The organism is Corynebacterium sp. Marseille-P4611 (assembly GCF_916618765.1).
Taxonomy (GTDB): domain Bacteria; phylum Actinomycetota; class Actinomycetes; order Mycobacteriales; family Mycobacteriaceae; genus Corynebacterium; species Corynebacterium marquesiae.
The window spans coordinates 1,214,552-1,226,377 of the sequence record NZ_CAKAKD010000001.1; the positions used below are offsets into that span (position 1 = coordinate 1,214,552).

The 11,826-nt window shown below is 58.4% G+C and carries 12 protein-coding genes and 1 tRNA gene; 6 read left to right on the plus strand and 7 right to left on the minus strand.

From position 1 onward, the window contains the following. Positions 1 to 5 precede the first annotated feature (5 nt). Genes LG376_RS05880 through LG376_RS05900 form a run of 5 tightly spaced genes read right to left on the minus strand, consistent with a single transcriptional unit; the run spans position 6 to position 5,655 of the window. Positions 6 to 2,315, minus strand: coding sequence for a bifunctional lysylphosphatidylglycerol flippase/synthetase MprF (locus tag LG376_RS05880; RefSeq protein ID WP_225746476.1), 2,310 nt, complete (start codon positions 2,313 to 2,315; stop codon positions 6 to 8). Further along, positions 2,302 to 3,504 (minus strand): alpha/beta hydrolase family protein, encoded by a 1,203-nt coding sequence (locus tag LG376_RS05885; RefSeq protein ID WP_065422228.1) that lies wholly within the window; start codon positions 3,502 to 3,504, stop codon positions 2,302 to 2,304. Before LG376_RS05885 ends, LG376_RS05880 begins: the two co-directional genes overlap by 14 nt. Before the next feature lie 60 nt (positions 3,505 to 3,564). After that, positions 3,565 to 3,924 (minus strand): CrcB family protein, encoded by a 360-nt coding sequence (locus LG376_RS05890; protein ID WP_225746477.1) that lies wholly within the window; start codon positions 3,922 to 3,924, stop codon positions 3,565 to 3,567. Next, positions 3,921 to 4,223, minus strand: a complete 303-nt coding sequence (locus tag LG376_RS05895) for a fluoride efflux transporter family protein (RefSeq protein WP_225746478.1) — start codon at positions 4,221 to 4,223, stop codon at positions 3,921 to 3,923. The genes LG376_RS05890 and LG376_RS05895 overlap by 4 nt, the downstream gene beginning before the upstream one ends. Positions 4,224 to 4,233: 10 nt before the next feature. Beyond that, positions 4,234 to 5,655, minus strand: coding sequence for a sodium:alanine symporter family protein (locus LG376_RS05900; protein WP_225746479.1), 1,422 nt, complete (start codon positions 5,653 to 5,655; stop codon positions 4,234 to 4,236). A gap of 135 nt (positions 5,656 to 5,790) precedes the next feature. Between LG376_RS05900 and pgm the strand changes: the two genes are divergently transcribed. The 4 genes from pgm (at position 5,791) to LG376_RS05920 (ending at position 8,826) form a co-directional block, all read left to right on the plus strand. Next, entirely contained in the window at positions 5,791 to 7,407 is a 1,617-nt protein-coding gene (pgm, locus tag LG376_RS05905) for a phosphoglucomutase (alpha-D-glucose-1,6-bisphosphate-dependent) (protein ID WP_225746480.1), read from the plus strand. 16 nt (positions 7,408 to 7,423) lie between these two features. Further along, positions 7,424 to 7,888 (plus strand): MauE/DoxX family redox-associated membrane protein, encoded by a 465-nt coding sequence (locus LG376_RS05910; protein ID WP_225746481.1) that lies wholly within the window; start codon positions 7,424 to 7,426, stop codon positions 7,886 to 7,888. Positions 7,889 to 7,942: 54 nt separating this feature from the next. Next, a complete protein-coding gene (locus tag LG376_RS05915; RefSeq protein ID WP_225746482.1) occupies positions 7,943 to 8,674 on the plus strand; it encodes a thioredoxin domain-containing protein in 732 nt (243 codons plus the stop codon). Between the two features lie 76 nt (positions 8,675 to 8,750). Further along, positions 8,751 to 8,826 (plus strand) — tRNA-Ala (locus LG376_RS05920). Between the two features lie 49 nt (positions 8,827 to 8,875). Here the strand turns inward: LG376_RS05920 and LG376_RS05925 are convergent. Then, on the minus strand, positions 8,876 to 9,784 hold the full coding sequence (locus tag LG376_RS05925; protein WP_225746483.1) for an NAD(P)/FAD-dependent oxidoreductase: 909 nt from the start codon (positions 9,782 to 9,784) through the stop codon (positions 8,876 to 8,878). A gap of 195 nt (positions 9,785 to 9,979) precedes the next feature. On the opposite strand from LG376_RS05925, the gene LG376_RS05930 reads away from it, so the two are divergent. Then, complete coding sequence (locus LG376_RS05930; protein WP_255632128.1) at positions 9,980 to 10,240, plus strand: DUF805 domain-containing protein; 261 nt, start codon at positions 9,980 to 9,982, stop codon at positions 10,238 to 10,240. 30 nt (positions 10,241 to 10,270) lie between these two features. Continuing rightward, complete coding sequence (locus LG376_RS05935; RefSeq protein WP_225746485.1) at positions 10,271 to 10,996, plus strand: fructosamine kinase family protein; 726 nt, start codon at positions 10,271 to 10,273, stop codon at positions 10,994 to 10,996. On the opposite strand, the gene nadE is transcribed toward LG376_RS05935, so the two are convergent. Continuing rightward, complete coding sequence (nadE, locus tag LG376_RS05940) at positions 10,993 to 11,814, minus strand: ammonia-dependent NAD(+) synthetase (protein WP_225746486.1); 822 nt, start codon at positions 11,812 to 11,814, stop codon at positions 10,993 to 10,995. The two genes, LG376_RS05935 and nadE, sit on opposite strands and share 4 nt — an antisense overlap. Positions 11,815 to 11,826 lie beyond the last annotated feature (12 nt).

The following is an 11,826-nucleotide window of genomic DNA, read 5'->3' on the forward strand; positions in this document are numbered from 1 at the left end:
GCTTTTTATGCGGCCATCCACGCTTTGAACGCCGATATTGCATCCTTGGTCTTCATCTCGGGCAGGTAGGCGTGCATGGTGGCCAGCGCGATGGCAGGAAGCTTCAATTCATCGTGATAGCACAGGTACCACGGGTGCTCTTCGGGCTGAAATTTGCGCTTGCTGGCCGCGAGGGTGCGGAAGCCGTAGAGCGGTTCGACTTCTTCTCCAATGCGATTGAGGGCGACGTCGAGCCAGCTAGGATCGTCTGGCTGTCCGGCCAAAGGCGCACCGGACAAGGAGATCCAGGCAAGGCCTTCGGACTGGGCAATGAGCATAGCCTCTGAGATGAGGAGCTCAATTACTCCCTTAAAGCCGTGCTCGTTGCGGCGCATGACGTCGAGAACGTAGCCGGCAATAGCACCATCTTCGTATACCGGCATCCAACTGGTCACACCATGCAAAGTGCCATCGGCGGACTCAGCGAGCAAAACCCGGGTGCCGTTCACCATCATTTCTTCTAAGCCGCCGAGGGTGAAGCCCATCTCGGGCAGGGCCTTGTCGGAGACCCAGTCCTCGCTTAGTGCGCTAATGCGGGCGATAGAGGTAATATCTAGCTCCTCCCAGGTGGTCCACCGAGTGCTAATCCCTTCTTTCTCGGCTTTATTTCGTGCAGTGCGCACATTTTGGAATTTCTTTCCTTTGAATTCCACGGACTCGCAGTTGAGAACTGCTTCTTCTGCAACTTGAAGGCGTTTGAACTGCGGGTGAGCATCGGCGAACTGCGCGTTGACGGAATACCACGCCACGGCCCAGCCTTGTTCGGTAGCAAAGCGCTCGAACTCAGCGCTGATATCGCGGCCGACGGGGGCGCCCAGCGTGAGGGCGATGCCATTGGAGACTCGATACGCCACATAGGAGTCGCCGTGGAAGAAGTACCGGTTGGATTTCCACAGCGTCATAAAGGAAAGATGATCACCGGTACCGGCTTCGAGTAAGCGCCGCGCGGTGCCGCGGTCGGACTCTAGTGCAGGGTTAACAGGGCGAGAAAAGCCGAGGTAGAGCCGGACTGCCAGAAGCATCCAGAAGGCGTTTCCAACCCATAGGTAGATGAACCAGGAAAACATCGTTGCCGGCGCGACGTGGTGGGGGAGGATAAACGCAACGACGGCCGGAACGAAACGCAATGGGGTTTCTGCGAGGATGTCGGCAAGATTCGCTGGGGGAACGGTGTTGTGCAACGAGGCGGTAAGGATCCACAAGCCCGCACCGAGAGCGGCGGCAAGTATAGCGAAGGCAATAGTGCGGGTGAAAAACGTGCGGTTTTCCCGGATCCGGAAGAGCGAACGATTGATAAGCAGCATGAACAGTGCCAAGAGCCAGGGCAGGATGACGAGCACGAGGTTGGGCAGAAGGTAGCTCAGGCGGGAATCGTCCCAAAGCTGGTAGGTCAGCAAGGCGATGGCCAGTATTTGAGTGATAACCGCCATCCACCACGCGAGCACGCGGCCGCGCATGAGACCAAAGCACACCACCAGCTGGATGATGAACGGCATGATATTGGCTACCAAGGCGCCGATGCCTTGGGCACGGGCAAGATCGACTGCTGCGGTGCAGCTGGTAGAAGTTAGCGAATCTGTGCAGACTTGGGTCGCCTCCAGAGCAGAAAGGTGTGGCGCCCACAGGAGCTGTGTGATTTGGGAGAAAGGACCTTCGGCCATGGGGTCGAGTGCCACGAAGGCGGGGCCAATGGCTACGCAGGCGACACCGACGGCGAGGAGCACGCGATGCTCCCTGATGGAAGGTGGTGCGGATTCGGGCTTAAAGAGTAATTGGCCAGCCGTAATAGAAAGAGTGGCGGCGACGATGCCGAGAACGTCTGACATGGTGCCGGAATAGAACACAAAAGTGGTGGTAAGCACGATAAGCGAAACGCGCAGACGGCGGCGCCATAAGCGGGGGAGTAAAGCGGAGGCAAAACCGGCGGCACCGGCGATGAAGCCGATAGGGGTGAGGAAGGTATCGCTCAATAAGTCATTTCCCCATCGATTTAGGCCTACGGTCTCAATGCCGCGGGCAAGGACGATGGACAGTGGGACGCTGATGAGCTGGGAGACAACTCCTACCGCCAATGTACGCAAGGACCCCAAGCGCCATTCTGCGGGTACGAGCCATAGCACGATGAGCGCTGACAAGATAATGGCGCCGCCGGGGTGCGCGGTAGTCAGCGCCAGCCAGTGGGAGGTGGGGAATTCCACTAGGTGGAGCGCCCACATGATGACTAAGATGGACAGGGAAACAGGAAACCTGGTCAGGATGGTTTTAAGAACGGACATCGTTGGCTCCAATTCCGTCGAAGGGATCCTTAATCGCTGTCATGCCACCGCGACGGGCGGCCCAAGCGAAAGATTCGCGCAGAGCTGGGCGCCACACCTGAAAGGAGTGGCCGCCGGGGCGGGTGCCGAAGTATGTTTTCATGCCAGCGTTGCGGGCGGCGTCGGAAAGCGAGCGCAGGGCGTTGACGGAAGCTGTGTCCTTATCGCCAGCGATGAAGATGGCCTGGGCGGAGTAGCGCTTGTGGGCGAGCAAGTGGGAGGGATCCTGGTCATTGAAGGCGGACTCGTCGCCAGCGAAGAATTTCTTCACTGTTGCCGCGTGGTTGCCAATGGTGGGCTCGGCTTCGCCGGAAATGTCGATGATGGAACCATAGGCTTCAGGGCGGTTGGTAGCGATCTGCAGGGAGCAGGTGCCGCCGTAGCTTAATCCGCCCACGGTCCAAGTGCGCTGATCCGGGTTGACTTTGAATTTTTGCTTAATGGCTTGTGGTACGTCCTGGCTGAGGTAGGTCATTACCCTGGCCTGGGAGCTATCGGCGCAAATGGGATTGGCGGTTTCAGAGCCGGTGGCGTCTACGGCAACGACGATGGGGCTGCGGCCTCCATTCGCCGCCTGGAATTGGTCCGCGGTTTCGGCAGCCTCTCCTGAACCGAACCACTGCTCCGGGCCGCCCGGGTTGCCGTGCAGGAGGACGATGACGGGCAGGGTGTGGTCCGTCCAGTATGCAGGCGGGATATATGCCGTAGCTTGGCGGGCGGAGAAATGGGAGGTGGTGCCGGGAAGATCGACATGGACGATGGCTGCACCAGATTTGGTGTGGGAAAACTCTTCGTAGTTCATTTCCTTTGCCACAGGGCGCGGGTCAAGGGACGCAATATCTGGATAGGTTTGGTACTCCATGTTGACGATGCCGACCATAGCCAAAAGGGAAAAGATTCCGGCGGTGACCGTGACAATCTTGGGTTTGCGCACCACTGCCGCTACGGGGATGAAAGCTGCGAGGAAGATGTACCACGGCACTTGCCAGTGCCGGAGAAAGTACCAAGCGATGACGCACAGCAGGGCCGCGATGACCAGCGGCCATACCTTGCGTTGGAGGAGAATGATAATGCCCGCAATCGCGAGGATGGCGTAGAAGATCACTCCATTGATGGGATCCGCCAAAGGCAGATTCAAAAGGAAACTCACGCGGAAAATATTAAGCTTGAGCAAGCCAAAAGTAACTGCCAGTTAGCTGGGAGTTTACCCTTAAAACCCGTGATAAATGCGGGCCGCCCAGATGGTGCCGCGCCAGGCTAAAACGATGCCGAGGCCAATGGTCCAGAAGAGGTACTTGCACAGTCGCCACCACTGCTTACGTTTGACCATTTCGCCCAGTTCTTTCGCCAATGTGGACCAGGTGGAAAGGCCGCCGGCGAGGCCGAGGGCGAGGAAGGGGTGGATAAGGGGGACGTCGGCAAGCTGGGCGAAACCATAGGCCAGGCCAATGGCGAGGGAGCCCAAAATATTCGCCACGAAGGTGCAGTAGGGGGCGGGTATAAGCCGGGCAAAGCCATAGCGCAGGCTACCGCCGATGAAGCCGCCGAGAAGGACGCACAGAAGATTCATCGCAGCTTGTCACCTGCCAGGTAGCCGCCCACGCAGCCGCCAATGGTGGCTAGGGCATAGGCTAAAGCGATGGTCCAATGGGCCTCGGAAGTCAGGAAAGCGAAGGTGGCAAAGCTAGTGAAACCGCCGAGCACGCCGGTGCCCCAAAATGGGCTGGGGCGGAAATATCCCATTAGGGCACTGCCGAGGACATTGATAAGGAGCAGCGGGAGCATGCCGCCGCCGAGCGCTACGGAAAGCAAGTATCTGGCAGCCGCACCGAGCGCAGCGCCAGCACCCACGACGAGGAATTGAGGCATGCGGCCTATGTTACTTCCAGTTCATCCCTTGGGACTCTACGAACGCGCGCACCTCATCCACTGGCTTGTTGAGATTGGGGTCGAAGGCTAGGTAGGCCTTGGTCTCGCGGGCCACAAGGCCGGAGAGGAGGAGCAAGCCAATGAGGTTCGGGATGGCGATGAGACCGTTAGCCAGATCGGACAAGGTCCAAGCGAGCTCGAGTTCCGAGACGGAGCCGACAAAAAGGAGACAGGCAAAGAACATGCGGTAGGGGATGGAAGCTTTGCGCCCGCACAGGGATTCCAGGGAACGCTCGCCGTAATACGCCCAGGCCATGATGGTGGAAAAGGCAAAGAAAATAATGGAGAGCGAAACGATGGTGCCGCCCCAATCTCCCGGTAGTACGCGGGAGAAGGCCTCGGCCGTCATGATTCCGGCCTCGTCGCGGCCCATATCCCAGGTGCCGCCTACAACAATGACCAAGCCGGTGATGGTGACCACGATGATGGTGTCGATGAAGGTCTGGGTCATCGATACTAACCCCTGGCGCGCTGGGTGCGGGGTTTTGGCGGCCGCGGCGGCGATGGCGGCGGAGCCCATGCCGGACTCATTGGAGAAAATGCCGCGGGCCACACCGTATTGAATGGCCATCATGATGGTGGAGCCCACGAACCCGCCACCTGCGGCGGTGCCGGTGAAGGCATCGCTGAAGATCATGGCGAAGGCTGCGGGGATCTCCGTGGCGTGCGAGAAGATCACATAGAGCCCGCCCAGGACGTAGACGATGATCATCAACGGGACGAAGGCGGCGGTAATGCGCCCAATGGCCTGGATTCCGCCGAGGAGCACGGAGCCCACCAGGACGAAGAGGATCGCGCCGGTGGCCGCCGGGGCGATGCCGAACGTCGATTCCATATTGGTGGCCACAGCATTGGCTTGGGCGAGGTTGCCGATGCCAAAGGACGCGCAAATTGCAAAGATGGCAAAGAATACTGCTAGTACCGATCCGAGTGGTCCGGGGATGCCACGCTTCAGGTACTGCTGTGGCCCACCGGACATCTCGCCCTTGGAATCCGTGGTGCGAAAACGCACGCCCAGGTAGGCCTCGGTGTACTTGGAAGCCATGCCTACGAGGCCAGTAATCCAGATCCATACCAGTGCGCCAGGGCCGCCGATGGACAGTGCAGTGGCCACACCTACGATATTTCCCACGCCTACGGTCGCGGCAAGGGCGGTGGTCAGCGCCTGATAATTGGAAATATCACCCTCGGTGGACTCATCGTCAGAGTCTGTGGCAAAGATGTGACGCATCGCGCGGCCCAGCGCTCGGAATTGGAGTCCTCCCAAACGAATGGTCAGCCACAGGCCGGTTCCCAGCAGGAGGGGAATGAGGATGAACGGTCCCCACACCACAGTGCTGATGGCGGAGAGGATGGAATTAAGCGAGTCCATTCTGTAAATCTAGCGAACTATAGAAATAGAGTAAATTTGCCTATACCCCCAGCCGGGGGAATATCCGTCCTGCGCAAACGCGGAAGAGCAGGCAAGCTGGATATATACGTCGTCCCCACTTCTAAGGAGCACGCTATGGCCCACGAGCGCGCCGGCACACTGGCACAACCCACGGATCTTATTGATATTGCAGAATTGGTCACCGCCTATTACACCCGTACCCCGGATGCGGATAACCCGGATCAGCAGGTGTCCTTCGGAACCTCTGGCCACCGCGGCTCCGCGCTCGATTGCGCTTTTAATGAGGCTCATATCCTAGCGATTACCCAGGCCATTGTGGATTACCGTGCGGAACAAGGCGTTGCTGGGGCGATTTTCATCGGCCGCGATACGCATGCGCTCTCCGAGCCTGCCATGGTTTCCGCCCTTGAGGTGCTGCTAGCCAACGGTTTGGAGGTTCGCGTCGACGAGCGCGGTCGCTACACGCCGACGCCGGCGGTCTCCCATGCAATCCTGACTAACCCTGGCACCGATGGCATCGTGATTACCCCGTCCCATAATCCTCCCCGCGATGGCGGTTTCAAATACAACCCGCCTACCGGCGGCCCGGCCGGCGCTCAGGCTACCGATTGGATTGCTGACCGCGCGAACGAGTACTTGCACGCTGAGCTGGAGGGCGTCAAGCGAACGCCTGTCGACGGCGTGCTGGACGAGCGCTGCATCAAGCATGACTACGTACACAACTACGTGGCTGACCTTAAGAATGTGGTGGATATGCAGGCTATTAAAGATTCCGGCCTGCGCATCGGCGCAGATCCCATGGGTGGTGCCTCCGTGGATTATTGGCAGGCCATTGCGGACCATTACGAGCTCAATATGACGGTTGTGAATCCGGAGGTGGATTCCACTTTCCGCTTTATGACCTTGGATACGGACGGCAAGATCCGCATGGATTGTTCTTCGCCGGATGCTATGGCCTCGCTTATCGACGCCCGCTCTAAGTTCGACCTTGCCACCGGCAACGACGCCGATGCGGACCGCCATGGCATTGTCACTCCCGATGCCGGCCTGATGAACCCCAATCACTACCTTGCCGTGGCTATCGAGTACCTCTTTAGTCACCGCCCGCAGTGGGGAAATGCCGGTGTGGGAAAGACCCTGGTGTCCTCCTCCATGATTGACCGCGTGGTGGAAAGCTTGGGTCGCGAATTGGTGGAGGTTCCCGTCGGCTCCAAGTGGTTTGTTCCGGGATTGGTCGAAGGCGCCATTGGTTTCGGTGGTGAGGAATCCGCCGGGGCGTCTTTCCTGCGCTTCGATGGCTCCGTGTGGTCCACCGATAAGGACGGCATCATTATGGACCTGCTCGCCGCGGAGATTACCGCCGTCACCGGCAAGACTCCGTCCCAGCGTTATGCAGAACTGGCGGAGAAATTTGGCGCCCCAGCCTATGCTCGCACCGACGCCCCCGCGAACCGCGAGCAGAAAGCCATCCTCAAGAAGCTGTCTCCTGAAAAAGTTTCCGCCACGGAACTGGCGGGCGAAGACATCGTGGCCAAGCTGACGGAGGCACCCGGCAACGGTGCGGCCATTGGCGGCCTGAAGGTAGCGACGGAAAATGCTTGGTTCGCCGCTCGTCCTTCCGGCACTGAAGATAAATACAAAATCTATGCCGAATCTTTCTTGGGTGAGGAACATCTCAAGCAGGTGCAAGCAGAAGCACAGGCAGTTGTTTCCCATGTATTAGGGGTTTAACGCTACACTCAACCTCATGAGTAGCAAGATTAATGGGAAGCTGGTGCTCGACGTCATCAGCTTCATCGCCCGTTTCTATATGGCCTGGGTGTGGATTGACGCCGGCGTGCATAAGCTCGGCAAAACTTTAGACATGACCCAGGCCATTAAAGGCTATGACATTTTTACGCCTGATTGGGCTCTTTACCTCGCAACGGTCATTGGCCCACTGGAGGTTATTGGTGGCGTGCTCTTGCTGCTCGGGCTGTTTTTGCGAAAGTCCTCCATCGTGGCCACCTGCGTGTTGCTGCTGTTTATGGTGGGTATCGCACAAGCCTGGGCCCGCGGACTAGATATTGACTGTGGCTGCTTTGGCTATGACGCCCAAAATCCCGACCGCGGAATGGATTATGCGAAGACGCTGCTGCGCGACGCAGCATATCTATTCCTGACCCTATGGACCATCAAGCGCCCCTTCACCAAGTTTGCCCTTCACCCCTAAACGGTGGGCAAGGTAGGCTGAATTGGTCCGAAGATTTTTAAAGGCAAGGTTCAAATGAGCAAAGTAACTGACCCTAACGCCAAGGGCGGCAACGGTTTTATTTGGGGAGTCGGCGTACTCCTCGTCATCATTGCCGTTGTCATTGGCTACATCGTGTGGAACGGTAAACAGTCCGATGATGGCATCGAAGACGTCAATATGACGATGGAGTACAGCGACGGCGCTATCACGCTGAAGGGCGAGAATGCTACAGACGATACCCCTGAGGTGGATCTGTACGAAGATTACTCCTGTCCACATTGCGCTGAATTGGCACAGGCCACTGATGGCAAAATGAAGCAGGCTATCGAGGACGGAAAGCTTGTTGTACACGTTCGTACCTTAAACTTCCTAGACGGTAGGGAGATTGAAACCCAAGAAGGGTATTCTACGAAGGCTGCTGCTGCTATGTCGGAGTTGGCAAAGTCCGGCGACGCCAAAACCTACTGGAATTTGCGTGACTTCCTCATGCAAAATCAACAAAGTGTTGCTAATAAGTGGGAGACCGGAGACATCGCTGACAAAGCCAAGGAACTTGGTGCGGAAGATGATGTCGTTGAGTCCATAAAGAACGTGGACATCAAGCAGGGCAATAAGGTGGCGAAGACCAACTACGACAAGCTGGATAAAGAAACCGGCTCTGTCTCTTCGCCGCGCATTGTCCAAAATGGCAAGGATGTTCCATCAGAAAAGGATCAAAAGGCCGGCAAGAACCTGGGTGATTGGGTAGAGATCGTCACCCAGTAGCAGGCGATTTGGAGAGTTAAATACCCTCCATGTATATTTAAGCGAGTTGCAGCCCACAAGGTTGCACCTCGTTTGAGGGGCTATGGCGCAGCTGGTAGCGCACCACACTGGCAGTGTGGGGGTCACGGGTTCGAATCCCGTTAGCTCCACCATATAAAGGAGAGGAACATTAGTTCCTCTCCTTTATCTTATTGCGGTGGGCTAGAGCTTCGCCAGGTCTTCATCGAGCATGCGCTGATCGATGGCGATGCCCACGGCCGCGCCGCTGCCCATCGCTTGCGAGACTTGGTCCGGTGAGCTGACCACATTGCCGGCCGCCCACAGGCGCGATACCGAGGTCTGGCCATGCTCTACGCTGACCCACCCGTTGGCCGATTCGCAACCGGCATCCCGCAGCAGTGCGTCATTGGGCAGAAAATCGGGCCCGGTAAAGCATGCTTCATAGGTGTCTTCTCCAGTAGAGCTTTGCACTACTACGCCGGTTGACGATGTCTCCTCTGGCCGGACCTGTGTCACCTCTGCATCGACTACTTTTACGCCCAATCCGGCGAGTTGAGTGCGATCAAGATCGGTGAGCTCAAGGCCGTTGGGATAGAAGGTCAGCGTGTCCGACCACTTGGACAGCAGCTTGCTGATCCGGATGGTAAAAGGCGGATTCGCGCCGCCGATGAGCGCAACCTTCTTCCCAGTGACTTCGTAGCCATGGCAGTACGGGCAGTGAAAGACCCTGGTGCCCCACAAATCGCTGAGGCCGGGAACTGCAGGGAGCTTGTCCGTGAGCCCCGTCGCGATGAGAACGTGGCGGGACTCGAGAACCTCGCCGCTGGCAAGTTTTGCCTGCCAAGGCTCGCGCTCGGAAACACGGGTGAGTTTCTCCACCGAGCCCTGGGTAATGGTTCCGCCGAATTTCTTGACCTCGGTGTGACCGCGCTGAAGCAGTTCGGTAGGAGCCGCGCCATCGAGGCCAAGGATGCCGTGGGCATGGTCACTAAAGCGATTGCGGGGAGCCCCGGAATCGATTAATTGAGTATTTCGGTTAGCGCGGGCCAAGGTGATGGCGGCTGCGGTGCCGGCAAAGCCACCGCCGATGATGATGACGTCCGAGTACATTGCTCCTTCTTTATGGGAAGTGGGTAGCATGGTGCGCAGCCGAGTATATGCAGTCAACATCAAAGGGGGCTCGCGCGCAGAATGAATCGTGATTCCACAGGGTTCTTTACGCACGAAGCGCTCTATGGGGCGTCGCCTGTACAGGCGGTAGGCAGGTTCTTTGTAAAGTACTTCAACTTTCGTGGCCGGGCGTCCATGAGTGAGTTTTGGTGGGTCTTTGGCTTCCTCGTGCTGAGTTCTGTGGCAATCGGCATTATCGACCGGCACTTTGGCGTGGATATTGAGACTATTGCAGAGGCGGTGCTTGTGATTCCAGTCGTTTCCTTGATGTGTCGGCGCTTGCATGATTCCGGGCGGACGGGGTTGTTATGCCTGATTGGGTTCATTCCCGTGCTCGGTGGGATTGCGTTGCTCTTTATGATGGCGCTGCCCACGCGCGAGCGCGCGGCGCTTTAAAAATTTCCTTGCCTGATTAGGCTGGGTGACATGCAGACTTTTTCAAAGCGAGTACGCGAGACGGATCAAGCAGGTGCCGAGGCGGCCGGATTGCGGTGGCTCGGGGAAGCCACCGACGCGGTGGTCAACGTCGTGAGCGCCGACGGGCTAGAAATCGTTACCGAGCGCGTGGACGAGGTCATGCCCACGCCGGAGGCGGCGAGGAAGTTTGGTGCGGAGTTGGCTCGCATGCACCGTGCGGGAGCCGAAGCGTTTGGCGCGCCTCCTACCGGGTGGGAAGGAAAAAACTTCATCGGCAGTATCGAGCAAGACTGCATCCGGACGGATAATTGGGGCGAGTTCTACGTTAATCAGCGCGTATTGCCCTTCGCGGAACTTGCGGGGATAAGTGCGGCGCAATTGGACTTGGTAAGGCGTGCTTGCGACGCCATCGCCGCGCGCAGTTGGGATGTGGCACCGGCGCGCATCCACGGCGATCTATGGGCGGGCAATCTGCTTTTTGGGTCCGACGGCGGCATCATGATTGACCCCGCCGCCCATGGTGGGCACCCGCATACGGATTTGGGGATGTTGGCGCTTTTCGGGGCACCGTACCTCGAGGAAATCTTCCAGGGGTATGGTGCGCCGAAGGACATAGAGAAGTGGATTCCCATGCACCAACTGCACCCGTTGGCGGTGCATGCGCTTACGCACGGCGCTAGCTATAACCGGCCGCTGGAGCGCGCGGCGGCCGCAACCTTGGAGGCGCTGGGCTAAAGGTTCGGCCCCTGCGGCATGATGCGCTTATGGGCACCGCGGCGCCATAAGGTTTCGATGCGTTCGCGGGCGGCGTCGGGAACCGTCTTGCCCTCTAGGTAGTCATCGATGTGGGCGTAGGTGACGCCGAGGGCCTCTTCGTCAGGAAGCTGAGGCTTATCGTCCTCCAAGTCCGCGGTGGGAACCTTTTCCCAGGTAGAGCGCGGGGCGCCGAGGTGCTTCAGGAGGGCGGCACCTTGGCGCTTATTGAGGCCGGCCAAAGGGAGGAGATCTGCCGCGCCATCGCCCCACTTGGTAAAGAAAGCGGTGACGTTTTCCGCCGCATGGTCGGTGCCAATGACTAGCGCGCCGACCTCGCCTGCGATGGCGTATTGGGCGGTCATGCGCAGGCGCGCTTTGGTATTGCCGCGGTTGAAATCGGTGACGTCGGCAAGCTGCAATGCATCCGCCACCTGCTCGTCGAGGGCCAGGGTGGCCGGCTTGATATCGACGGTGGGGCGGTGATCGGGCTGGATGAAATCTAAGGCAATCTGGGCATCGTCCTCATCGGCCTGCACGCCGTGGGGTAGGCGCACGGCCCAAAACTCCGCGCCGTCGACGCGCTCCACCGCCAGCTGCGCAAGCTTTCCCGCCAAGGTGGAGTCCTGGCCGCCAGAGATACCCAGCACGTAGCCTTTAGCGCCGGTGGTGCGCAGGTAATCAACCAGGAAATCCACGCGGCGCTGCACTTCGGCTTCTGGATCGATAAAGGGGCGCACACCCAGGGCTTTTATGATGGTTTGCTGCAGATTTTTGGCATCGTTCGACATGACGTTCATGGTAGCCGCCTG